The sequence below is a fragment of the Paenibacillus sp. Y951 genome, assembly GCF_056786395.1.
This window is the reverse complement of the sequence record NZ_JBXCIY010000001.1, coordinates 434,838-459,325: the sequence shown is the minus strand read 5'-3', so window position 1 is coordinate 459,325 and position 24,488 is coordinate 434,838. Positions and strand designations below refer to the sequence as shown.

27 protein-coding genes are annotated in these 24,488 nt (G+C 39.5%); 1 reads left to right on the top strand and 26 read right to left on the bottom strand.

Translation table 11 applies throughout. The annotated features are described in order from the left end of the window. Nucleotides 1-751: 751 nt before the first annotated feature. From AC1TPB_RS02465 to AC1TPB_RS02395, 15 genes are all read right to left on the bottom strand, one after another. On the bottom strand, nt 752-1,351 hold the full coding sequence (locus AC1TPB_RS02465) for a histidine phosphatase family protein (protein WP_482075016.1): 600 nt from the start codon (nt 1,349-1,351) through the stop codon (nt 752-754). A gap of 64 nt (nt 1,352-1,415) precedes the next feature. Continuing rightward, nucleotides 1,416-2,024: an anti-sigma factor family protein gene (locus AC1TPB_RS02460; RefSeq protein ID WP_482075015.1), complete on the bottom strand. Its 609-nt coding sequence runs from the start codon at nt 2,022-2,024 to the stop codon at nt 1,416-1,418. Further along, entirely contained in the window at nt 2,021-2,617 is a 597-nt protein-coding gene (locus AC1TPB_RS02455; protein WP_482075014.1) for an RNA polymerase sigma factor, read from the bottom strand. Before AC1TPB_RS02455 ends, AC1TPB_RS02460 begins: the two co-directional genes overlap by 4 nt. Before the next feature lie 427 nt (nt 2,618-3,044). Further along, nucleotides 3,045-4,136 (bottom strand): prephenate dehydrogenase, encoded by a 1,092-nt coding sequence (locus tag AC1TPB_RS02450; RefSeq protein WP_482075013.1) that lies wholly within the window; start codon nt 4,134-4,136, stop codon nt 3,045-3,047. A gap of 3 nt (nt 4,137-4,139) precedes the next feature. Continuing rightward, nucleotides 4,140-5,237, bottom strand: a complete 1,098-nt coding sequence (gene hisC / locus AC1TPB_RS02445; protein ID WP_482075012.1) for a histidinol-phosphate transaminase — start codon at nt 5,235-5,237, stop codon at nt 4,140-4,142. A 221-nt stretch (nt 5,238-5,458) separates the two neighbouring features. Next, complete coding sequence (gene trpA, locus AC1TPB_RS02440) at nt 5,459-6,265, bottom strand: tryptophan synthase subunit alpha (RefSeq protein WP_482075011.1); 807 nt, start codon at nt 6,263-6,265, stop codon at nt 5,459-5,461. 12 nt (nt 6,266-6,277) lie between these two features. After that, a complete protein-coding gene (trpB, locus tag AC1TPB_RS02435) occupies nt 6,278-7,474 on the bottom strand; it encodes a tryptophan synthase subunit beta (protein ID WP_482075010.1) in 1,197 nt (398 codons plus the stop codon). Next, nucleotides 7,471-8,190: a phosphoribosylanthranilate isomerase gene (locus AC1TPB_RS02430; RefSeq protein WP_482075009.1), complete on the bottom strand. Its 720-nt coding sequence runs from the start codon at nt 8,188-8,190 to the stop codon at nt 7,471-7,473. The genes trpB and AC1TPB_RS02430 overlap by 4 nt, the downstream gene beginning before the upstream one ends. Continuing rightward, nucleotides 8,187-8,987, bottom strand: coding sequence for an indole-3-glycerol phosphate synthase TrpC (gene trpC / locus AC1TPB_RS02425; RefSeq protein WP_482075008.1), 801 nt, complete (start codon nt 8,985-8,987; stop codon nt 8,187-8,189). Before trpC ends, AC1TPB_RS02430 begins: the two co-directional genes overlap by 4 nt. Continuing rightward, nucleotides 8,977-10,020 (bottom strand): anthranilate phosphoribosyltransferase, encoded by a 1,044-nt coding sequence (gene trpD / locus AC1TPB_RS02420; protein ID WP_482075007.1) that lies wholly within the window; start codon nt 10,018-10,020, stop codon nt 8,977-8,979. Before trpD ends, trpC begins: the two co-directional genes overlap by 11 nt. A 16-nt stretch (nt 10,021-10,036) precedes the next feature. Beyond that, nucleotides 10,037-11,584 (bottom strand): anthranilate synthase component I, encoded by a 1,548-nt coding sequence (gene trpE / locus AC1TPB_RS02415; protein ID WP_482075006.1) that lies wholly within the window; start codon nt 11,582-11,584, stop codon nt 10,037-10,039. A gap of 315 nt (nt 11,585-11,899) precedes the next feature. After that, nucleotides 11,900-12,268: a chorismate mutase gene (gene aroH, locus AC1TPB_RS02410; RefSeq protein ID WP_482075080.1), complete on the bottom strand. Its 369-nt coding sequence runs from the start codon at nt 12,266-12,268 to the stop codon at nt 11,900-11,902. Further along, a complete protein-coding gene (gene aroB / locus AC1TPB_RS02405; protein ID WP_482075005.1) occupies nt 12,268-13,365 on the bottom strand; it encodes a 3-dehydroquinate synthase in 1,098 nt (365 codons plus the stop codon). Before aroB ends, aroH begins: the two co-directional genes overlap by 1 nt. Before the next feature lies 1 nt (nt 13,366). Next, nucleotides 13,367-14,536, bottom strand: a complete 1,170-nt coding sequence (gene aroC, locus AC1TPB_RS02400) for a chorismate synthase (protein WP_482075004.1) — start codon at nt 14,534-14,536, stop codon at nt 13,367-13,369. 115 nt (nt 14,537-14,651) lie between these two features. Then, the gene (locus AC1TPB_RS02395; RefSeq protein ID WP_482075003.1) at nt 14,652-14,777 is read right to left on the bottom strand and encodes a hypothetical protein; all 126 of its coding nucleotides are present in this window, start codon (nt 14,775-14,777) and stop codon (nt 14,652-14,654) included. A gap of 374 nt (nt 14,778-15,151) precedes the next feature. Between AC1TPB_RS02395 and AC1TPB_RS02390 the strand changes: the two genes are divergently transcribed. Then, the gene (locus tag AC1TPB_RS02390; protein ID WP_482075002.1) at nt 15,152-15,667 is read left to right on the top strand and encodes a hypothetical protein; all 516 of its coding nucleotides are present in this window, start codon (nt 15,152-15,154) and stop codon (nt 15,665-15,667) included. Nucleotides 15,668-15,787: 120 nt separating this feature from the next. Here AC1TPB_RS02390 and AC1TPB_RS02385 read toward each other — a convergent pair whose 3' ends face one another. The 11 genes from AC1TPB_RS02385 to AC1TPB_RS02335 all read right to left on the bottom strand — a co-directional run bounded on the left by AC1TPB_RS02385 (nt 15,788) and on the right by AC1TPB_RS02335 (nt 24,285). Next, nucleotides 15,788-16,567 (bottom strand): CheR family methyltransferase, encoded by a 780-nt coding sequence (locus AC1TPB_RS02385; protein WP_482075001.1) that lies wholly within the window; start codon nt 16,565-16,567, stop codon nt 15,788-15,790. Between the two features lie 22 nt (nt 16,568-16,589). Continuing rightward, nucleotides 16,590-17,033 (bottom strand): nucleoside-diphosphate kinase, encoded by a 444-nt coding sequence (gene ndk, locus AC1TPB_RS02380; RefSeq protein ID WP_482075000.1) that lies wholly within the window; start codon nt 17,031-17,033, stop codon nt 16,590-16,592. 32 nt (nt 17,034-17,065) lie between these two features. Next, nucleotides 17,066-18,040: a polyprenyl synthetase family protein gene (locus tag AC1TPB_RS02375; RefSeq protein WP_482074999.1), complete on the bottom strand. Its 975-nt coding sequence runs from the start codon at nt 18,038-18,040 to the stop codon at nt 17,066-17,068. Nucleotides 18,041-18,094: 54 nt separating this feature from the next. Continuing rightward, nucleotides 18,095-18,811 (bottom strand): demethylmenaquinone methyltransferase, encoded by a 717-nt coding sequence (locus tag AC1TPB_RS02370; protein ID WP_482074998.1) that lies wholly within the window; start codon nt 18,809-18,811, stop codon nt 18,095-18,097. Next, entirely contained in the window at nt 18,808-19,665 is an 858-nt protein-coding gene (locus tag AC1TPB_RS02365; protein WP_482074997.1) for a heptaprenyl diphosphate synthase component 1, read from the bottom strand. The genes AC1TPB_RS02370 and AC1TPB_RS02365 overlap by 4 nt, the downstream gene beginning before the upstream one ends. 118 nt (nt 19,666-19,783) lie before the next feature. Continuing rightward, entirely contained in the window at nt 19,784-20,314 is a 531-nt protein-coding gene (locus tag AC1TPB_RS02360) for a hypothetical protein (RefSeq protein WP_482074996.1), read from the bottom strand. A gap of 192 nt (nt 20,315-20,506) precedes the next feature. After that, entirely contained in the window at nt 20,507-20,728 is a 222-nt protein-coding gene (mtrB, locus tag AC1TPB_RS02355) for a trp RNA-binding attenuation protein MtrB (RefSeq protein ID WP_482063650.1), read from the bottom strand. A 163-nt stretch (nt 20,729-20,891) separates the two neighbouring features. Then, nucleotides 20,892-21,170: an HU family DNA-binding protein gene (locus AC1TPB_RS02350; protein WP_482063533.1), complete on the bottom strand. Its 279-nt coding sequence runs from the start codon at nt 21,168-21,170 to the stop codon at nt 20,892-20,894. A 745-nt stretch (nt 21,171-21,915) separates the two neighbouring features. After that, on the bottom strand, nt 21,916-22,800 hold the full coding sequence (locus tag AC1TPB_RS02345; protein ID WP_482074995.1) for a hypothetical protein: 885 nt from the start codon (nt 22,798-22,800) through the stop codon (nt 21,916-21,918). 178 nt (nt 22,801-22,978) lie between these two features. Next, a complete protein-coding gene (locus AC1TPB_RS02340) occupies nt 22,979-23,590 on the bottom strand; it encodes a hypothetical protein (protein ID WP_482074994.1) in 612 nt (203 codons plus the stop codon). A 410-nt stretch (nt 23,591-24,000) separates the two neighbouring features. Next, complete coding sequence (locus tag AC1TPB_RS02335) at nt 24,001-24,285, bottom strand: hypothetical protein (protein ID WP_482074993.1); 285 nt, start codon at nt 24,283-24,285, stop codon at nt 24,001-24,003. Nucleotides 24,286-24,488: the final 203 nt, after the last annotated feature.

Below are 24,488 nucleotides of genomic sequence, written 5' to 3'. Positions count from 1 at the left end.
AAATCGCCCTATTTTATGAATATGTAAAAGGAGCTGCCGTGGCAGCTCCTTCATCGTTGTATATAGCCTTTCATTGAACTAACGTTTCTCGTTGCTACGCCGCAAGTGGGGAATGAAGCACAAACAAGCGGACTCACAGGACACTAATTAGTTAAAAACCAACACTTTAGGATGTAAGAGGACTCATAGGACGCTATTGATCGTTTAATACTGAACATTTACTAGCAAACGAGTGATTTAGGTCCTGTGAGTCCGCGTAAACTCGAAATGAGCGGAGAACGTAGAAATAAGGTCCTGTGAGTCCACTATGGGTTTGGGATATACTGCGCTCAGCAGCGAACGCCTCAGTAGCCCCATCCAGCGCACATTAAGGCTAATTTGGGCTTTGTTATATACACGAGTACTAAGGGGCCAGCGAAAGCTATCTGAAAAATGATCAATCATGCCCATAACGTACCTAATATCCGCTTACGTATACAAATTTAAACAGTCCAGCACTTATTATGAGATTGAGCCATATAAAATAAGCATTATTTTTTATTTCCCCTAAAATAATCATGTACTAATTTTTCGTATTTATCTGCGACACTTCTATTTTTGTGTTTACTTCAACAAACTCCGATGATGTTGGCTCTAGCATAAGTTTTTCTCTCCAAACCATTTCATGCAACCTTTTCCCACCTCAATTAATTAAGGTCTTCCATAATTAAGTTACTTCTGCTACGCAATAATATTTCATGTCGACTTGAAATTATGTTGTGCTAGATATAGTATCTTGTTCAAGATGTTTATTGCAATTGTATAATAAAAGTTTCCATCCCGCTTCATTACGTTCTAATATGGAGTATGATAAATTCCCAATCCGCTCATCTTCAAGATCAGGGAACAATTCAAGCAACAAGTGAGCAATAAAACTACCATGCGTAACGCACAAAATATTAGAAGTCGGATACTTCACATATAGCTCGTCTAATATTGCAACGCCTCTTGAACGCATGTTCTCTACGGATTCTGCTCCCAAATCTAGACTTTTCCAATCTTCTCCCCACTTAGCAACACGTTCCTCTAAAGTAGTTCCTTCAACCTGTCCAAAAAAACGTTCCCTAAGACGCTCATCCACAGTAAGAAGCGGTATTTGTAGCGTCTCGTGAATATGGGCGCCTGTTGCTTTAGCGCGTTCCAAATCGCTTGTCACGACGTAATCCCAAATCACTTCGTCGGATTGAAGTCGGCTTGCTAGCAATTTTGCTTGCGTAATCCCATTCTCATTGAGCGGAATATCCGTTTGACCTTGAATTCGTTTAATCGCATTCCAGTGTGTTTCGCCGTGGCGCACAAGACCTATTAACACAATATCTCTCTCCTTTTTTTAGAGGTTGTTCAAAAAACAGACTTTGATAACGAAGTGATGCAGGTTAACTACGCGTTCTCGTAAACCAATTTAACACAAGAATCGTCATGATTATTCCAAGTAGTGATAAAGCTACGTAATATTGCGGAAAGGTTGGAACGACTTGCATGACAATCGGGTCGCTAATACTTGCAACAGGTATTTGACCCCTGTAAATATTAGAACTAACTAAGCTAACACTTTCAGCAGATGCAATATCTACTACCCCAGAAATGTTTGCAGCAATTGTGGATTTCGTATCTTCCTTATAATCAAAAATAAATACAAATAATGCGATTGAAAACATCGCCAGGCAACAAGCGATGATCATGGCAATATTACGTCTAAAATTGCGTGAAAAATGATAATTTTTGGTTGCGATCGGCATGTACCATGCTTCTTCAGCATAGATTCTATCCATTACATGTTTGTTAATATAATCAATATTTGTTTGTTTTATGTCAGTATCCGCGAAAGACAACTCAGAGAATGAAATAGAACTAAAGTCCAGTTCTAATAATGATGAGCAATGCTCACAATCGAATAAATGGGCTTCGATTTCAATACGCAACGGATCGTCTTCATCCAGTTCTAAATAGCTATCTATGAATTGTTCGATCTCATTACATTTCATTTCCGATACATCCTTTCATAATCATCGCTTGATCTATCCTGCTCAATATACGCCTCAAGCTGTTGTTTAATACTGGCTCTAGCTCTGAATAATAACGACTTCACCGAGCTAACCGTTTGTCCTAGTATATTGGCAATTTCTTGGTAATCCATTTGTTCGTATTCACGAAGAATAATAGCTGAACGTTGTTTTTCAGGCAAATTATTGATCGCTGCACGAACCTTATCCATTCGTTCATTAATAAGAAGCTGCTGTTCTGGTGTTGCATCATCTGAAACAATCGGTTCCATGTTGACTTCCTCTATCGAAACATAAGCTGCTTTTTGCTTACGTAGCTCACTTAATACTGTGTTTCGCGCAATCGTATAAAGCCATGTAGAAAAGGTCGCATCTATTTCGCGAAAAGTATGCAAACTGCGGTACGCTTTATAAAAAGTTTCAGAGCATAGATCCTCAGAGAGAGACTCTAGTTTGGCGCTCTTCAACATATGATAGATAAAGGCCATGATTCTACGTTGATAGCGATTCATAAGCTCAGAGTAGAGTTCGACATTGCCATCCTTTATTTCACGTATTATCTGGGAATCTGTCATGACAGGCGAACCTCCTCCACCTGCAATTTATTCCCGAAATCCACTATACATTTATACTGATTTCGGATCAAAAAGTTGCGTTTTATATATAATCAATCATCACTTACTATCATAGTCTATTATCGTTTATGTTAAAAGAAAAAAAAAGACCACTCTGAAGGAGTGGTCCGTGTCCATCTATGAACACAAGAGTTATTGGATAGGAGTGGAGAGAAACCATACTATATATTCATTATATGTATACGCTTCCAGTTTGTCAATAAGCGCTTACATTTTTATTTTCAATATATTTCTCCCTAAAATTGTACAAATCACTTGTATTTACCTCGTTTTTTATTGATAGAATAGATTGTAAGAATGTAACATTAAAAAACGCTCATGAAAGGAAAATCCTCTCATAAGCGTTATATTTATGATCTATTCTAAGTTATTGCTCTACTTTATACCCTTGTTGCCCTAATAATACAATAGCTTGATCAAGATGTTCTTGCGTTCTAAAGCTAAGCTTCAACACGCCAGGAATTTGTTCGCGATTTTCAATAATTTGAATATTGCTTAAGTTGATTTGAGCATTACCCAATTCACTAGCAATAGAACCAATAATACCAGGATGATCGGGAATATCTACATAACAATCGTAAATTGAATGCAGCATTCCTTTTCTTCTTTCTGGCATTTTACTGCGGAAATTGCCCGCTTGATGAAACGCATGTACAATGCCATCGCCATCATCCTGCTCCAGTAGCTGCTTGAACTGATCCATATTGTTTTGCCAATCTTTAAGCAACTTCAACAGCACAACTTTATTATCTAGCAATATATCGCGCCATAATGATGGATCACCCGACGCAATCCGCGTAATATCGCGGAAGCCTCCCGCAGCCAACGTTTCATAGAGACCATCATTATCATTGTAGCCACGAATCTGATTCACAAGCCCAACTGCAATAATATGTGGCAAATGGCTAATTGCTCCTACAATCGTATCATGAGCCTTTGCATCAACGGGGACAATTTGAGCTCGTGTGTAACTCAATAGCTCGATCAACTGATTAAGACTAGCTGCTGGTGTATCTTCCGATGCGGTAAGTACATAGAAAGCATTTTCCAGCAATCGACTAGATGCCGCTTCGACACCTGAACGCTCTGATCCGGCCATTGGATGACCACCAATGAATATTGCTGAAGTTTGCTTGAACACTTGCGCAGAAGCCATTACAGACGCTTTTGTACTGCCGACATCTGTTATAATGCAGCCTGGCTTAAGATCAAGCTCGCTTAGCTGCTTCATATAGTCATCCATTAGACCAACCGGTACACATAAGAAAATAAAATCTGCGTCTAGTGCCGCTTCTTCTACCGATGTCGTGCCACTATCTACAACGCCACGTTGAACATACTTCTCAACAGAAGAACTACGATTAGAATATCCAACAACGGTAATATTCGGTTGTCCCTTTAAGCATAACGCGATAGAGCCTCCGATAAGACCTACACCAAATATTGCTACCTTTGTCATCAATTAAGTTAGCACCGCCAATTCTGTTAGAACTTGCTCAAGAGCGTTAATGAACTTTTCATTTTGCTCCGCTGTACCAACAGACACTCGAATACAGGTTGGATATTGCTTCCAGCCCGCTCGAATAATAATACCTTTACGCAGCATAAGATTGAATATTTCCATAGAAGGCGTACGCACATCGACCATAACGAAGTTACCATGACCTTCAAAAAACTCCAGCTTCATACGTGTAAATTGCCCATGTAAATAATCTAATCCGGCACGGTTTGCTGTGCGACATTGTTCTAGGAACGCATCATCTTGAAGCGAAGCTTTTGCTGCAACTTGCGCTAAGCGACCTGTATTGAATGGCTCACGCACTTGATTAATGGTACGAATTACTGCAGCATTACCTACTCCATAACCAATTCGATTCGCAGCGAGTCCATATACTTTGGAGAAAGTCCGTAGTACAACTAAGTTATTATATTTATCTAGTAATTGAACGCCATCTGTGAAATTAGTATCGAATACATACTCTCCGTATGCTTCGTCAAGAACAACTAACACATGCTTAGGTACTTGATCTAAGAAGGAGAGCATATCCTCATGAGCAATAATTGTACCTGTTGGATTATTTGGATTACAAATCCACAGCACTTTCGTTCTCTCAGTTGTTGCTGCAAGCATTGCCGGAAGATCATGCTTACCATCTATCAGCGGTACCTCGACTAGCTTCACATTTTCGATCTCAGCATTATGTTTATATTGGGAGAACGTCTCGTCTGCCATTACTGTCTCATCGCCAGCAACTAGGAATGCACGAGCAATCATCAATATAATATCGCTTGAGCCTGTACCAAAAATAATTTGATCGTTATTGACATTAATTTTGCGTGCAAGGACTTCTGTTAATTCAACACTTGCACCGTCAGGATACAAGTGTAGTTGATCTATTTCTTCAAGCATCGCTGCTTTAGCTAACGGCGAATAACCTCGCGGATTTTCATTGGATGCTAATTTAATAACTTCGTCTAAACCTAATTCTCTTTTGACATCTTCAACTGGTTTACCAGGCTGATACACTGGTAGATGCATAATATTCAATTTTGGCTGCATGGGCCATTCACCTCTTTGTCTATATTTGCATTAACGCATTAAATAGCGACTACTTCGTATTGTCTCACAACTTATGTTGCTTTTAAAGTAGACGTTAAAACATTTACAGAAAAAGTCGTATACACGAAAGACAAATGTCCATCATGTATACGACTCGATATTCCTAGTGACTATTGTATCCATTCAAAGCTTAGTAAGTAATAATAACGTTACTACATCTATTATCCTTTCAGGCTCGCAACAAAATCACCGATTTGTTTGAGTCCCTCTTGCTTTGTAGCTGCGTCCTGTAGCAATGGTATGCTATTCTCAATCGTACGAACGATGGCACTACCTACAATAACACCATCGCAATTTCCTTCGAAACGCGCTACCTGCTCACGACTTGAAATACCAAAGCCAATCGCAATCGGAACTGACGTTGCATCTTTAACTACGCTTAGAAATTCATCAATACCATCATGGAAATTCGTTCGCTCGCCAGTTACACCTAGTGAAGAAACGCAATACACGAAGCCCTTCGCATGCTGTGTAATACGAATAATACGCTCATTGGATGTTGGTGCAACTAATGGAATAAGATGAATATCGTATTTCAACGCTAATTCCCTAACTTCACGATCTTCTTCAATCGGCAGGTCAGGTATAATAAGTCCACTAATATCATTGCTTTTCACAAGGTCAAAAAATGACTTTAAGCCAAATTGGAAAATCGGATTATAGTAGGTAAACAGTATTAATGGAATTCTAACACCTTCACCGCGCAATGTACTGCCTAGATTAATACAATCCGTTAATGTGATGCTATGTTGTAGCGCTCGCTGAGATGCACGTTGAATAACTGGACCATCTGCTAACGGATCAGAATAAGGCACACCTAGCTCAACAATATCTGCTCCTGCTGCTTCGATCGTTTTGATAATATCTACTGTTATTGCAATCGTTGGATCACCAACTGAAATAAACGGTATTAATGCCGTTTTATTCTGTTCCTTCAGTTCAGCAAACTTTTTATCGATTAAATTCATTGTGGTCACCTCCTATAGTTGTTCATTACCTAAGTAGCCCATAATAGCTTCTACGTCTTTGTCTCCACGACCTGACAAGCTTACTACGATGGTTTGATCTTTACTTAATGTTGGAGCTAGCTTAATCACTTGTGCGATCGCATGTGCTGATTCTAGCGCTGGAATAATTCCTTCTGTACGAGACAGCTCCTGCAAAGCAGCTAATGCTTCCGCATCCGTAATCGGTACATACTGAGCACGACCGCTATCCTTCAAGTAAGAATGCTCAGGACCAACTCCAGGATAATCTAGACCCGCAGAAATGGAATGCGCAGGCAGAACTTGACCGTGCTCATCTTGCAGAACGTAGCTCATGGAGCCTTGGAATACACCATGACGACCTTTGGTCATCGTAGCAGCATGCTCATCGGTCTCAACGCCACGACCAGCAGCTTCAACACCTAATAGTTTTACAGTTTCATCTTGGATGAATGGGTAGAAGATTCCGATCGCATTACTACCACCACCGACAGCCGCAACAACATAATCCGGTAATTTATTTTCATATTTCAGTATTTGCTCACGAGCCTCATCACCAATAATTCGTTGGAAATCGCGAACCATCATTGGATATGGATGCGGACCTGTTGCCGAACCAAGAATATAATACGTATCGGTTACGTTACTAACCCAATAGCGAAGTGTCTCGTTACAAGCATCCTTCAATGTGCGAGTTCCACTAGTAACAGGCACTACTTCTGCACCAAGTAAATTCATCCGGAAAACGTTCAACTGTTGACGCTTCATATCTTCTTCACCCATGAATACTTTACATTCAAGACCTAGTAAAGCTGCGACTGTAGCAGACGCAACCCCATGTTGTCCCGCTCCAGTTTCGGCAATAATTTTCGTTTTGCCCATGCGCTTAGCAAGTAAACCTTGCGCAATCGCATTATTAATTTTATGTGCCCCTGTATGATTCAAATCTTCACGCTTTAAGTAGATTTTTGCTCCGCCAAGCTTATCCGTTAAGTTGGGAGCGTAATATAATGACGTTGGACGTCCTGAATAACGATATAGTAAATCAATGATTTCCGCTTGGAATGCGGTATCCTTGGAATAGTGAAGATAAGCTTTCTCTAATTCTAATAAAGCGTTCATTAGTGTTTCAGGAACATATCTGCCCCCGAACGGCCCAAAGCGACCATTCATATCTGGAACTTGTGTCATGCCTCTATCACCTTTCTGACAAACTCATTTATTTTGTTCAGATCTTTCTTACCATCTGATTCTACACCACTCGATACATCAATACCATTGCAATGATAGCTTGTCATTAATTCCACCACATTGCCTGCATGTAACCCACCTGCAACGTAAAGAGGACGTTCCAAGCGATCTGCTACGGCACGATAAGTGGCAATCGCTTCCCAATTGAATGGTTTTCCTGTTCCGCCACCTGGTGCATCAATTAATATCGCTTCAATATACGGTACATAAGGAGTAAGCTCTTCGATAATTTGTTGCTCTTCATTGAACCACTGTTCTTCTTGACGATTATGCTCACGCTCTCGTTCAATCGAGATTACTTTCCACAATGCTACATCGGGAAAACCATTATGCAGCTGGGCATAATATTGTATATCTTCATTGCCATGTAGCTGCACAACATCGAGCGGAACATGCTGCAATAATGATGTCATGTCTGCTAATGGATGATTCACGAACACGCCGACAGCACGCACAGTCTCATCATTAAGCTGATGAATGGCCTCGACAAGCTCTTCTGCCTCTATAGCCGTTACTTGGCGCTTACTTGGTGCAAACACTAATCCTACCTCTTGAATCGGCAGTCCTTCCATCGCCACTATCGTAGCGACATCGCGCAAGCCACATATTTTAATACGTGGTTTGTTTGGCAACAATTCTACTCGTTCTTGCTTCATACTTTAGTAACCTGACCCATTAATTGCTCAATCGCTTGACCAACATCACCTTGGCGCATAAAATGTTCGCCGATCAGTAATCCTTGCGCGCCTACCGAGCGTACATATTCATAATCCTGCTCGCTCAATATCCCACTTTCACTAATGTTCAGTACATGCGCTGGCATCATACCGATCAATTGCTCCGTCGTTTCAAGCTTTGTTTCAAATGTGTGTAGATTACGATTATTAACGCCGATCAAAGTCGCTTTATCCAGCTTCAAAACACGTTCTAGTTCGATCGCATCATGAACTTCAACAAGCACGTCCATACCTAGTTTTTTCGCAAGGTCATGGAATTCACTAAGCTGCTCATCGCTTAAAATAGCTACAATAAGTAATATGCAATCCGCACCAATTGCTCTCGCTTCATAAATTTGACGGTAATCTATAATAAAGTCTTTACGCAGTAATGGAACCTTTACAGCTTCAGAGATACTTTTCAAATATTCATTGGATCCTTGGAAATAATCTACATCAGTTAACACCGATAAACAATCTGCACCTGCAGCCTCGTAAGCAAGTGCCAGCTCTACCGGGTGAAAATCTTCGCGAATTAATCCCTTAGACGGAGAAGCTTTTTTCACTTCTGCAATTAATGCTAGTTCGCGATTACGACCACCTGCGCGCAAAGCCTGCTCGAAGCCACGACATGGAGGAAGTGTCGCGATAAGTTGTTCAACCTGTTCCAATTTGAAGTTTCCCGCTAATTGCTGCACTTCAACCTTTTTCGTCTCGACGATTTTATTAAGAAACATAATCTAATTCTCCTGTCTTTTGAATAAGCTGATCTAGCTTCATCGCAGCTTTTCCAGAATCAATAATCTCTGCTGCGATTTTCACACCTTCTACATGAGTGCTGCAAAGTCCACCCAAATATATACATGCTCCCGCATTAGCTAATACGATATCACGATAGCCATCACGGCGTGTGCCGGCAAATATTTCACGAATAATTTGCGCATTATAAGCTGGCTCGCCTCCTAATACATCAGAAAGAGTATGCGTGACTAAGCCAAGCTCTTCGGGCGATATTTGGTATGTGCGCACAATGCCGTCCTTTAATTCAGACACCTTCGTCGGCGCTGAAATGCTAATCTCATCCAAGCCATCGAAGCTGCTTACAACAAGCGCGCGCGTAATTCCTAACTCTTGCAAAACCTCAGCAATAACTTCCGTCTTATTAGCATCGTATAAACCTAATAATTGTCGATCTGCTCCAGCAGGGTTCGTAAGTGGACCTAACATATTGAAAACCGTTCTCGTTCCAATTTCTTTACGTGGAGCAGCTGCGTGCTTCAAGGAAGGATGATAGAGCTGAGCGAACATAAAGCAGATGCCAACTTCATCAAGACAAGCTTTCGCTTGCTCAGGCGTAACATTGATATTTACACCGAGTGCTTCTAGCACATCCGCACTCCCTGATTTACCTGACATCGCACGATTCCCATGCTTGGCAACCGTAATTCCTGCCGCTGCTGCGATAAGTGAAGATGCTGTAGAAATATTGAATTTGCTTATTCCAGATCCACCGGTACCACAAGTATCTAGCAAGCCACTTTGATTGCTATCAACATGATTAGAGAAGCTACGCATCACTTCTGCTAGTCCTGTAATCTCATCCTTCGTTTCACCCTTCATTCTTAACGCGATCGCAATAGCTCCGATTTGCGTGGCCGTTGCTTCTCCGCTCATAATTTTCGTCATGACGGATTGTGCTTCTGCTCTCGTAAGATTGTTGCTAGACACTAATTTGGCGATCGCTTGCTGCATACTAATTGATTCGCTCATATCTTTCTATCCCTCCTTAATTTAACACTTCATAATCCGTATTAATAGATGTACGTACAGGCTCTTTCGTCGTACCAAACATTTGCTCCGCCGCTCGAATTGCTTTTAAGCTCGCTTTAGCTTTATTAACGGTTTCCATATATTCACTTTCAGGATTAGAATCCCATACAATTCCAGCACCACTCTGTACATAAGCTCGGTTATTTTGGAATATGATCGTACGAATCGTGATGCATGTATCCATTGAACCACCGAAGCCAAGATAGCCGATTGCTCCTGCATAAGCACCACGCGCTTCATTTTCTAGCTCCGCAATAATTTGCATCGCACGTAATTTGGGCGCTCCTGATACTGTTCCTGCAGGAAGACAAGATACAAATGCATCAAAGAAATCTTTATCTTCACGTAATTGTCCAGATACATTGGATACGATATGCATCACATGAGAATAACGCTCAACCTCCATAAATGCATCACAACGAACGGAGCCATACTCGGATACACGGCCAATATCATTACGGCCTAGATCAACTAGCATCAAATGCTCTGCTTTCTCTTTCTCATCAGCAAGCAGTTCTTGCTCAAGTCGTTTATCCTCTTCAACCGTAGCACCACGTGGACGAGTTCCAGCAATGGGACGAGTTTCTACTTTTCCATCATTCACTTTCACTAATGCTTCTGGAGAAGTACCAACGATTACTTGTTCTCCCATTTTCAAATAGTACATATATGGAGATGGATTCATCACACGCAGTACACGATATACATGAAGCGGATCAACCGTTGTTTCAATACTGAAACGTTGGGAAAGAACGACTTGGAATATATCACCCGCTCGAATGTATTCTTTTGCTTGATGAATATTATCGATAAATTTTTCTTTCGTAACATTAGATTCTACTTCTCCTAGATCTGGGTCCATATCCATCGTCCCTCTAGGAATATCCGTTGCTACATTCACCCCACTAATTTCTTCAATCATCGCTTCAATACGGCCAAGTGTATGCTCATAAGACAGCTGAATTTGAGTATCTGTAGCTCCCTCTGCAATATGAACATTGCTTACTAATAACAATTGCTGCTTCAAATGATCAAAGACGATGACTTGATCACAGAACATAAATTGAATATCGTTCATATTGAGATCATCAACGCGGTGCGCAGGTAATTTTTCATAATATTGCAATAGATCATACCCAAAAAATCCAATGGCTCCACCTGTAAATGGAGGAAGATCAGTATTCGCAGGAGTACGGAACGAACGAAGCTTTGCTTTCAATAGTTCAATCGGCTTATCTGAAGAAAAAGTCTTTTCCCCATTTTGTTCAAAAACCATTTCACCATTTTTTCCATATAGCATTAAGAAAGGATCTGTTCCGATAAAAGAATATCTAGCCCATTTGGCGCCGCCTTCAACACTTTCTAGTAAAAAGGCATGCTCCTTCTTAGCAAAATGCTTAAATAATCGTATAGGAGTTTCCGTATCAGCCATTACACGGCGTACAACTGGAATTAGATTATATTGGCTAGCTAACGAAATAACTTGTTGTAATTCAGTAGTCATATTCTTCACTCTCACTTTCCAAGGCATAAGCCCGATCTTTTTGGGATAAGAAATTAGTTATATTTATCAAAAAAGGCCCCTGCTATTAGAGCAGGAGCCATCGAAATTAAGTATGAAATAGAAATAAGCAATTATCGACAAACGTTCGTGCATACAATTTAACGACAGCTCTCTGTCATTACAATTGTTACAACTCGTCTGACCTCATCTTATTTCCTACGCTCATCTCATCTCTTCTCGATAAAACCTATCTCATCTAAAATCTTCTCATCTAGCTACTACTATATCTTAATAAATATTATAATGTCAATGATCTTATTTTTGCGCTAAATCCGGACGAAGTGCAATCGCTCCGCCTTTGTAAACATGTTGAATTTCTGCTTGCGTTTTGTCCGTATTGACTAGAACCATTAAACGCACGCATTTTTCAAGACTCCCTTTAACAGGAACTTCTAGTGCACACATCTGTGGAACTAACTCCCACCCTGGTAATTGGCGAATAGCTTGCGCTGGAAATGCTTGATCAAGATCTTGCGTAACTGTAATAAATACGCAGGAAATGTCTGCTGGATTTACATTATTTTGATTGACGATATCCTTAACCATCTCTAGGGTAACTTCTTTAATAAGTGCAGCGTCGTTAAACTCTACTGTTGCTGCTCCTCGTATTCCACGTACGTTCATCATTTGTCCTCCTGCTTCAGCTCTTCGATAATTTCGCGTACCCATTCTACAGGCACGTTAGGCTTAATTTCTACTGTCCCGATTTCTGTTGGCACAACAAACACTGTTGTTCCTTCTGAAAACTTCTTATCATGCATCATTGCAGCTAATATTTCATCTGTATCATATTGACTGCTAATAGATGTTGGCAAACCACAGCTTTCAAGCGCTAAAGTCGTAATGCGTAGAAGTTCTTCTGACGCGCCATAACGAACGCCAAGCTTTGCTGAGCCAATCATCCCAATACTTATTGCTTCACCATGCATTAACTCACCGTAGCCTGCTACAGCTTCAAGTGCATGACCGATCGTATGTCCGAGATTAAGAATAGCACGCAAGCTATTTTCTCGTTCATCTTGCGATACGACCTGAGCCTTTACACTACAGCCTTTATATAGTGCATAACCGAGACTTTCAGCATCCTTCGCTACCAATTTATCAGCATGTGCGATACACCAGTCTACGAATTCGGCATCCCAGATCAAGCCATGCTTCACAACTTCCGCTAATCCTGATTTCACATCACGATCAGGTAAGCTTTGCAGCGTATTCAAATCATACAATACGAATTCAGGCTGATGAAAAGCACCAATAATATTTTTCGCTAGCGGATGATTAACGGCTACTTTACCTCCAACACTACTATCATGAGCTAGAATCGTAGTCGGGATTTGAACGAATTTCACACCGCGCATATAAGCTGCTGCAACATAACCAGCTAGATCTCCTACTACACCACCGCCAAGCGCAACGATTGTCGACTTACGATCAAGTCCACCCTCCAAAGCGATCCCGACTAGTAGCTCTAGATTAGCAAGCGACTTAGACTGTTCCCCTACAGCTACGACTGCAGTAACAACAGTGAAACCATCCGCGCTTAACGATTGCACTAATGGATCAAGATAGTTAGCAGCAACATTCTCGTCTGTAACGATCATAAGCGGTGATTTTTTACTAATACCATGATTTGAGAAATAAGTAGCTACCGTGTCTAACAGACCTGCTCCAATATAGATTGGATACGAGCGATCACCAAGTTCAACCATTAGTTTATGCATATTAATATCTCTCCAATTGTTCTTTGTAACTATTATAGTTGGCATGAATCTCTTCCATAGAGTCCCCACCGAATTTTTCAAGAAAAGCACGAGCGACTTCCCATGCCACAACATGCTCCATAACTACACTTGCAGCAGGAACGGCACAGCTATCAGAACGCTCAACTTGTGCAGTAAATTGTTCTTTTGTATCAATATCAACGCTGCGTAGTGGCTTATACAATGTTGGAATCGGCTTCATTACACCTCTTACAACAATCTGCTCACCATTGGTCATCCCGCCTTCAAAACCACCTAGACGGTTCGTTGCGCGATGATAGCCCTTTTCAGCAGTATACAATATTTCATCATGCACTTGTGAGCCACGCAGTTTCGCAGCTTCAAAACCAATTCCGATCTCCACACCTTTAAATGCGTTAATAGAAACGACAGCCTGTGCAATTCTAGCATCTAGCTTGCGATCATATTGAACATGACTTCCTAGACCAATAGGAACGCCTTCAATAATACATTCTACAATTCCACCGATCGAATCGCCTTCTTGTTTAATTTGATCTATGTAAGCTGTCATTTTTTCTTCAGTAGCTTTATCTACAACACGTACGGAAGATTCTTCTGTTAGAGCAATAAGTTCGTCAACAGGAAGTTGATTAGGTGGAGCTTCAATTTCACCGATACGAATGACTTGACCAGCTACTTTAATACCGAATTCAGCAAGAAATTGACGTGCAACGGCACCAACAGCAACACGAGCTGCTGTCTCACGAGCACTGGAGCGTTCAAGAATATTGCGAAGATCATGTTGATTATATTTCAAGCCACCGTTCAGATCAGCATGTCCAGGACGAGGACGATGAACACGACGTTTTGTTTCATCGTTACCTTCAATCGGCTCAACATTCATCACTTTAGTCCAATGTGTCCAGTCATTATTCGCTACAACAATCGCTATTGGAGCACCTGTAGTTTTGCCATGACGTACACCACCAACAATGTTAGCAGTATCTTGTTCGATTTGCATCCGGCGACCACGTCCATGACCTTTTTGACGACGTTGTAATTGGAAATTCAATTCCTCGAAATCAAGGCTCAAATTACTAGGTAGTCCTTCAATAATCGTAGTTAATTGAGGCCCATGGGTTTCCCCAGCTGTCAAATATCGTAAACTCAACACTAGTTCCTCCTTCACAAGCAGAACTTCCTGCTCTCCATTACATGCCGTAAACATCTTTGCTTATTATAGTACAGCACTGCTAGTTTGACAAGAAAGCGTATAGCAATGTAGCTCAAAAAGCGGGCTTTGATAACGAAGTGATGCGTTGTAGCGTACTCGACGTCGCATCTGGAATGAACTTGGAAAGTACGGTTCGCGTGTACGTAATCATGTACACTTGCGCTTCCGTCTTTCTCAAGTAGCACTCCACCTGCTCGATTCTGAAAGCCCGCTTTTTGAACCTCTATTTTAAGCTTCGTGATTAAACATCGTGATTAAGCTGCATGATTAAAAATCTTGCTTAAGCTTCGAGCTTGACATTGACCGCTCGTGTACTCGTGCCGTACACGTTGCTGGGTGATGTTTCATTGAATTCATTGCTTATTCGACTCGACTCTGGAAGTACGGTTGTTGAACCTCGATTATAAGCTTCGTGCTGAGGTTCGCTTGTGTACTTGTGCCGTACACGTTCTGGGTGATGTTTCATTGGCTTCGGCTTGCAACATTTATTAACTTTGTCACGTTATACTGTTAACATACTGTATATTTTTTACATTCGGAAGGAGATAAAATATGAGATATTACTCCATATGTATATTACTCGCATTAATGTTAACGGGTTGTACTTCAAACCATAGTACAGCCAACACTGTCATAGCAAAACAGATGCCTGAACAAGTACCTGATGATTTCGCATTTTCTGTCCAATTTGGAATCAACAGCAAAAATGTTATCGATACTTACACGGATACTGTTATTAAAGATCTCATAATTGATGGAATTGCAGAAACAAATTTTTCCTTTACGGATGAAGAACTGTATCTTATCTATGAGGAAATGAAGAGTCTCAACGTTTTAGGAACAAAGGATTTCATCAGTAATAATCAATGTAATGTTATTCCGTATTCCGAGGATACATGGAAAATTTCGATCGATAGCGAAGAAAAATCATATTATTGGTCAGGGCAATTTTGTGAGCTAACAGAAGATGCGAAGCACTTTCTTGAATTACGTACTTTCATATGGGATATCGTTACCGAAAGTGATGAATTCAAAGCATTACCCGAGGCTAATGGTGCTTACTTATAAAGGAAACTTACAATTATGAGCATAACCATCTTTTCAATAATATAAAAAATGAGCTAGAGGATCTGTTAAGATCACCTCTAGCTCACTTTTTAATAAAATAGTATAAGTGCTCATTCACTACTATATTTTACGATAAAAGAAAGTATCCACCGTCTCGAATCCGTACTGCGATGGCGTAAATATTTGTTCCGTGCTTCCGACAAACAAGATGCCACCTTTTTTCAATGCTTTTGCGAATTTATGATATAACTCATGCTTCGCTTCTTCCGTGAAATAGATCATCACATTACGACAAACGATCAGATCAAAATCTCGATCAAATGTATCGAACAATAAGTTTTGTTGTTTGAAATGGACCGCTTTTTTCAATGAATCAACGATGGAGTAAACGCCCTCGTCTTCTTGAAAATATTTTCCACGAAATATTTGCGGAACATCACGAATAGAACGATCAAGATAATAGCCTTGCGTTGCTTTAGCTATTACGCCTGCATCAAGATCTGTTGCTAACAACTGCGTCTTTTGCAGTGCATGTAGTTCATCTAATATCATTGCCAGCGTATAAGGCTCTTCACCCGTAGAACAAGCTGCACTCCATATTTTCAAGCGACTTTGAGCTTGAATCATCTCAGGCAAAAACTTAGCTCGCAACGTTTCCCAACGCTGTGGATTTCTCCAAAACTCTGAAACATTAATGGTCATCCGATCAAGAAATTCATCTAGCAACACTCGATTTTTTGATAGCTCCTGAAAATAAGCATCAAATGTATTATAACCATGTTTCGTCCGTAATGTTGTTAGACGTCTTTTCATCTGAGCTTCTTTGTATAAAGAAAGATCAATATCGGTTTTCTTCTTAATTTGTTCTATAAATCTAGAAAAATCCAAATCTTCTGACATAACCTAACCTCCAAAGCTCATGTTAAATCCAGCGTTGAATCGTATGCTCAAATTGTATCAATTCGTTCTCATTGAAAAACAATTGAATCTCTCGTTCTGCATTTTCCGGAGAATCAGAGCCATGAATAAGATTATAATTAGTATGGACCGCAAAATCAGAACGTATCGTACCAGGAAAAGCTTCCACAGCATCCGTTTTACCGATCATAGCTCTCGACAAAGCAATAACATTGTCACCAGACCAGACCATTGCAAACACAGGACCTGAAGTAATAAATTTGAGCAATGGCTCATAAAATACTTTCCCTTTATGCTCACCATAATGTGTTTCCGCTAGTTCAGTGGATATCATCATGAATTTAGCGGCATTAAGTTGTAGCCCCTTCTTCTCAAAACGTGATACAATTTCACCAATCAAACCTCTTTGTACTCCATCTGGCTTAATCATTAAAAACGTTTTCTCCACAGTATAGGCCCCTTCCGCTAGTAGGCGGTATATTAATAATTGCGTTTCCCTACAAAATGAGCAATATCAATAAGGTTCTTCTTGGCTGGGATCGAAGGCAGTTCTTCAAGTACCGCAAGTGCTTTCGCAATATATCGATTTGCCATCTCCTCAGCTAATTGACTTCCTTTACTATTACGAATAAGCTGAATTGCTTTTTTTGTGTTAGCTGCATCTCCATTCGCATGGATATTACGAATTTCGATTAATAGATCATCACGAATATCATCATCCTGAAGTGCAAGAATAACAGGTAACGTTATATTTCCTTGGCGCATATCTGACCCAGGCGGCTTACCGATTTGCTTCTCTGTACCATATAGATCAAGAAGATCATCAATAATTTGGAACGCCATCCCCACATTATAGCCATAACGATATAACGCATTATATTGCTGTGGTGTACAGCCCGCAACAATACCACCTAATTGCGTACTGATAGCAAGCAATAATGCTGTTTTTCGACGAATACGTAAGAGATAGTTGCGTACTGTTTGATCAGTATTGAAAAAATCACGAATTTGTTCCATTTCTCCAATACACATTTGAACAAGTGCTTTTGAAAGCATCGTATGTACATCTTTATTATGAATTTGTGAAATCTGTAAAAGTGCTTTTCCATGAATATAGTCACCAGTATACATCGCAATGCGATTATCCCACTTGGACTTTACAGTCAGCTGACCTCGGCGTGTCTCGGCATCATCAATAACATCATCATGAACAAGCGAAGCCATATGGATTAATTCCAACGTTACGGCCACCGTCTTCAGTTCATTCAAGTTATACGCACCGAATTTTCCACCTAGCAAAACAAAAACTGGGCGAATTCTTTTCCCACCAGCTTTGAGTAAATGGAGTGCTGCCTCAGATAATAGCGGCTGCTCATCCGTGACAACTCGTTCTAGCTCATTCTCTATTTTGTTAATGTCGCCCTTCATCTTGGCGTATATTTCTAATAGTTTCATGATCTCACCTTTTGAATTACTCTAGGTTACTATATAACATAGCTTCTAACATGATTAGTTTTTTCTACCGATATGCAATGCTGCTACACCCCAGAAAAAGTTTTTGACAAAAACATTAACAGCTCCAACTTTCTCAAATAGCTGACGTAACTCTTTAGCATCCATAAATAATTTCAGTGAATCTGGAAGCCATTTATAAGCGGCGAACTGCTTCGCGAACATTTTTCCTAACAAGGGAACCATTTTTTCAAAATATAAGTAGTACATGAATTTGAATGGTTGCGCCTGAGGCTTGGACATTTCAAGACAAACTATTTGCCCACCTGGCTTCACAACTCGAAGCATTTCTGCAACGACCTGTTCATAATCAGGTACATTTCTTAGACCAAATCCAATCGTTACATAGTCAAACGAATGATCTTCGAACGGAAGCTCCATCGCATTGCCTTGCACAAGTGTAATCTGTTGACCCAATCCAGCTTCAGCTACTTTTTGGCGTCCTACTGCAAGCATTTGCTCACTGAAATCAAGCCCTGTTATGTGACCAGATTCACTTGCTTTGGCAAGATCAATCGTCCATTCACAAGTTCCACAGCATAGATCAAGTGCCGTTTGACCCCTTTGCATGTTCATGATCTTCATCGTCTTTTTACGCCATACTTTATGTTGTCCGAAGCTCATTAGATCGTTCATCATATCGTATTTCGGTGCAATGGTCTCAAATAGATCATGAACATGGCTTTTTGGATCATTTAAGTTATTACTAATCATTGTGCTTCAACTTCTTTCATCGAAAAATTACCAAGTTGATGTTTCATATATTCAACTGTCTGAGCAAATTCGTTCTTAAGTTCTATAAGCTGCTCTGCTTCAAGTATACTAATTACCGCTTCATAAGCTGTATGTAAATAATCAAGCATATAGCTACGTACATGGTATTTGTCTACTAGTAATTTATAGCTATTCTGTTGTAGCATTTTCTTTTCTTCAATCGAATTAACCTTATTATGTAAATTCCAATATGCAAAACTACGAGCGTATCCACCAGCTCCGAAAATATTTCCCAACTCATCGTGCATTACTTCAAAGGCCGTAACTTGTTGTAATAATTCTTTCCATACCTTCGCAATAGGCTGACTCAAATATTTTTGAAATGGAACAAACAATTCACTTTTCAGCGATATTCTGTTCATTAAGTAATGTTCTGCCGTTAATGAAGCCGATTCAGCTGCTGTATAGAAAGAAATTTTCAAACGATTAACATCTGCAACCGCTTTACTTAATATGGAAATCAATTCAATTTCACCTTTAACAGCAAGCAATTGATAAAATCTCGCGCTAAAGAAATCTCCCGCCAAAATCTTCAATTGTCTAGAACGCATTTGCGTTTCTGTTCGTTGTCCAGTCTCCGTGTCAACAAGATCATGCGTATCCATACCAAGTTGAACTAAAGCCGTCACAAGACTAAATAATTCACTACGTTCTCTCGTCTCTTTAGATTGCGCTAATACAGCATATAACAACTGTAATCTAGGCTCCGAATACGACGGTAGTTCAGTATGAGCGTGGATCATATCGTAGCTTACGTATGGTTCTGCCGCATCCGCTACAGAGTATTTTTTCATCTATGAAGCCTCCGTACAAAATTAGGTTATATCCGCATAACAATGCTAATCATTATAACACAAATATGATTTGTTTCCTAGAAAGGTTATTTGCAATTGGATCGGCTCACTAGAGTCTCTAATGCTGCTGCCAATAAATCGTCTTTTTGATCCGTAGTCTTTGCTCCCAGTCAGGGTCAATAAGCCATTGCAGCTCTCTCAGCTGCCCGCTTCCATTCTTTAACCATGCATCATTACGATACAGATTACAAGTCAAAATTATGACACTATCGTTACGATTGAGTTGATTTTTCATCACTTTTATCTTCAACTGTTCAATATTCAATGTACGTTCAAATGCAAAAGAAACAAACTGCGGAAACTCAGCGTAGACAAGTTGCTCTGCTGTCTGGTTATCATCGACTGAGAGTACTACCTCCAGAACATGTCTATTCAAACTAACTTTAGATAAATGATCTGTATTTATATTGTTACTGATCATATCAACGATGTTGTCATTATTCAACGTCACCTGCTTCACATGCACTCCCGCGCTTACCGATAGCTGATTATATGAATCTTCATTCGTATGCATCATACTGTAATATAAAATAAGACTAATGATTAACGTTATCATCGATCCTAGCAATAAGCCCTTCATATGCCTCAACCTACTACCTCCCAAAACTTTTTATTGACTACTTAAGATATTTACAGTAAATAAAAAGTAGCATCGAAAGCTTAAGCTCTAGTGCAGCTTATCTATAGTGTACGGTAGTAGTACGAGCAATATTCATTTTCATAGAAAAATCCCAACAGAGACATGGATGTCATCTATTGGGATGCGATATTTCTAGTCATTCTATTCATCTGTATGGACGGTACCATATTTCGTCAAGACGGTAGCTTTACCGCGAATTTTAATTGCGGATGTATGATCAGTGAACTGACAGATAAGTACTTCATTCTTATCAAGTTTTTCAGTATGATGAAATTTAGTATCTTGACCTCTTGTCAGCCCCATTACGGTTACGCCTTGATCTTTGGCTTTAATTACTACATAATCACTTGCCTGTTGCTCCATCTCATTCCCTCGCATTCTTGAAGACAATCTAGTTTACCTCAAAGCATTATATTAGAATCAACTCTATTGTGCAATACTTAGCTCGAAAAGATAGTGTTTACTATTAAAAAGAGGCTTCTTCTCAGTATACAGAATATACGAAAAGTAGCCTCTAAATTGCAAATTATTGTTGAGCAACTAACTCTTTAAGTTGCTTACCAGGTTTAAATGCAGGAATTTTGCTTGCAGCGATATCGATTTCTTGTCCCGTTTGAGGGTTGCGACCTTTACGAGCTTGACGCTCACGCACTTCAAAGTTACCAAAGCCAACAAGTTGTACTTTATCTCCACCTTGTAATGCTTCACCGATTGCTTCAAACACTGCATCTACAGCTTTACCAGCATCTTTTTTGGAAAGACTAGAAAGCTCAGAAACTTGGTTAATCAAATCTGTTTTGTTCATTGTTTCACCTCCTTAAAATAGGCATTCCTTTATTGAGTACTTTATTATTCCTCATATTGACCTGTTTTTTTGAAATATATACCTTTTTCGCAATAAAACTATAGTAATACAGCAAAAAGACAATTACAAGTGGGAAGTAAACTAAATCACATTTATTGAGCATAACGCTAATGCATCTAATGTACTAGGAACTTTAGAACTAATTAATTGTAAATTCCACGAAATTTCATTGTTTTTTTCTGATTAGTAATGTTGTAAGCAGTAATTTGTGATTTTTAGGGTCGAACGGCATTCTTACGGACATAGAAGCCGTTATTCGTCCTTAAAGGGGCCAAAATGCATCAAATAGTGTGGAATAAGTGCGTCTGTGTCCGTTAGGTTCGATAATAGAGGCATACACAGCAAATAAGGTTTCTGGTGTCCGCTATGGTACGACGAATAGTACAGAGTAGACACATGCTGCTCATTAGTGAAGTCTAAAAAAGCCCATTTTGTGGGCTCAAAATTTTTCTGGTTTTGTAATTTTAATTGATGCTACTTCCCCACATTTTTTACAAAATGTATATATAACTGGGGATCCAAAAGTGAATATTTTTCCAATGGGCTTGACTCTAGCATACTCATTGTTCACTTCACCTTTAGTAAATGTAGTACTTCCACAAGCTTTACAAGTTAAGTTTTCTTGATTGATAGTAACCACCCTTAATAAAATAGTTAATATGATTTTTCCTATAATGAAGTTTCTTTATTCAGCTAATGTTCCCCGTTCGCTCAATGAAGACATGTCCATACAGGACGCTAGCCGTTTGGCTTCCAAAGGCAAACCAAACGAAATAAGCTGGTCGCAGATCGCTTGGATAACTTCGTAATCATCCACTCCTTGGAACTGACAGTCACGAATAAAACCAAGAAGGGCTGTTTGCTCCGCACTAGCAATATAGGATTTTAACTGTTCTAATTCCCAATTAGGGATTTCTTTCATGTGCCACGGGTGAAGGACCGGTTTATTTAGGCTATCAACTGATGTGTTCCGAACTGTGATCCCTAAACTATCAGATGTGGTCACGATCAGTTCGTTCAATCGTGCTAGTCGTATCTCATGCATATAGGTGTATCCGTCAAGGATGGGCTGAAATCCGAATCGCAGCTTAGCGAGGTCACGCACTTCGTTCTTCTGTTGTTGCCACTTCTTCTTGTCGAAATACTCGCTCACCTCGTCGTCGTCTTCCTGGTCTTTCACATAGGTCAGGTAGCGTTCTTTAGATTCAAAATCGTTCAGCAGAAGACCTTCATGATCTGAAAAATGAAGGGCGAAAAAGTCTCTAATATTTTGGGCAACTATTTTCACACAATTTCCAAAATCCATAGGATCTACGCGAATAATAGGAGCCAAACTTAAATCTGTCACGGAACCGAACTCCGTTAAGAAGGAAAAATGAATACCATCCATGCCTGTATGTGCGAATATTATCGTGTCAGCTGGAGAACTTCTGTACCCGCCGTTATCGGTTGGATCGAATTGCAGAAAATATCCCGTTGGTGTCTCCAAGTAAGGAACTTTTTGATTGATCTCCTTCTCCCATGTCATGATCTCTTCTAGCAAAGGCGGTATTTCATAGGAATGCACCATGATGTTCTCTTCTCCCTTAAACAATATTATTTGTTGATTTTAGTATATTTATTGTAAATATTGATCACTTAATGATATTTTGCCTTGGTGACATATACCATAGTAAACTGCCTGTTAGTTGAGAAAAGGCTACTTGATGGCATTGAACTATCGTGTCCCGTTAGCTTAACGCCAATTATTATTCTCTAATGTGAAGTCCAGCTTTATGTGCAAACTTTTTGAACTTCTCAAAGTTTTCATTATCTTTGCAGTATAATGGAAAGCTTAAATCATAGTTCCCCAAAAACACTGCTTCGAGATTAGAAAAATAGAAATTAGAAAAACATAATTCCCTTGTAGATAACATTACAACGAAGGCAAGAGTGTTGAAATCATTTATTTTATATAAAGTGGATTTGTAACTCAAAAATTCCCAGAATGTTAGGGTTTCCGAATCATTTAATCTCTTTAAAATTGTTTTAATGACTGCTTTTTTATAAGGCGATCCATCTTCAAAAGGAAAACGAACATCTACATAAATTGTTTGGGTCGTGTTATTTGTTTTGTATACCAATTGAAAAAAATCAATAAAATTCTTTTCATATTCGAGATTATGCTCTTCAAAAGAAGTCAGTAGTTCTGACGCTTCCTGCTCCGTCAAGCAGTGGTCAAACACATCTAATACTCCTATGTGATTGAAAAAATGATTAGGGTTTTCCTCTTCATGAACAGCTAATGTTCCAAATTGTTTGACCAATAGCTGTACTTCATGCTCTTCAACCTTCTCTAAGTACAGAAGAATCACCACCATCCGTCTTTTTTTGCAAATTCCCCCAATTAATAATGGTCAGAACCTTTTTTGGACTAATCTACCCATTAGTTCAATCCTAATTCTTTAAAACACCAATATAGGTTTCCAGTAATTTACTTGCTAAATGAAAATGGTCAGACTCTAGTTGAGTATATAAAATAAGTTCTAATTCATTAATTAACTCACTAATTTGATTTGGAAATTATTCACAAAACTTGTCCGGCATCAAAGCGGTATATAACCTGCTCTGTAGTCCTTCAATTCCAAACTCCTTGTTCATAAACCGACTTACTAGTACTTCAAAATGATGAATGCTTATTGAACTCACCCTTATCTTAAATGTTATGAGACAATATAGTTCTCCGTTAGTCATGCATGCAGCGCAAGCGCCGCACCACAGATAATAGAAGTTAATGAGTTCTTCCATGGGAGTTCAATGATTTATTGTTATTACGATCAGTTATTTTAAAAGCCTGATTTAAGCAACTTAGATGGTCTAGCTTCACACCCATCATATCATTGAACACTCTGTATATTAGTTTTGCTAGTTCTATTTCATTTGTACATGTTATTGACTTTTGTGCAATCTGATTGATCTCAATATCATACTCGTTCTGTGGAGCACCTCCGGCTAACAGATCGATAGGATCCCAATTGTTAATTACTTCAGTTAAATTATTGGTACTTATTTCCACCTTTTATCACACCTTATTTGGCAATCTATCTAGTAAAAACATTCTATAATTTGCTCTACAATCCTGCCAGTTAGCTTAACGAAAACAAGGAGTTGCTGCTGTGGCAAACTACTCCTTGTTTGATTCCCCTATCGTGTCCCGTTAGTTGAATTCGATTAACAAATCACAGAATACAACAAAAATGGAATAGCATTTTATACTTT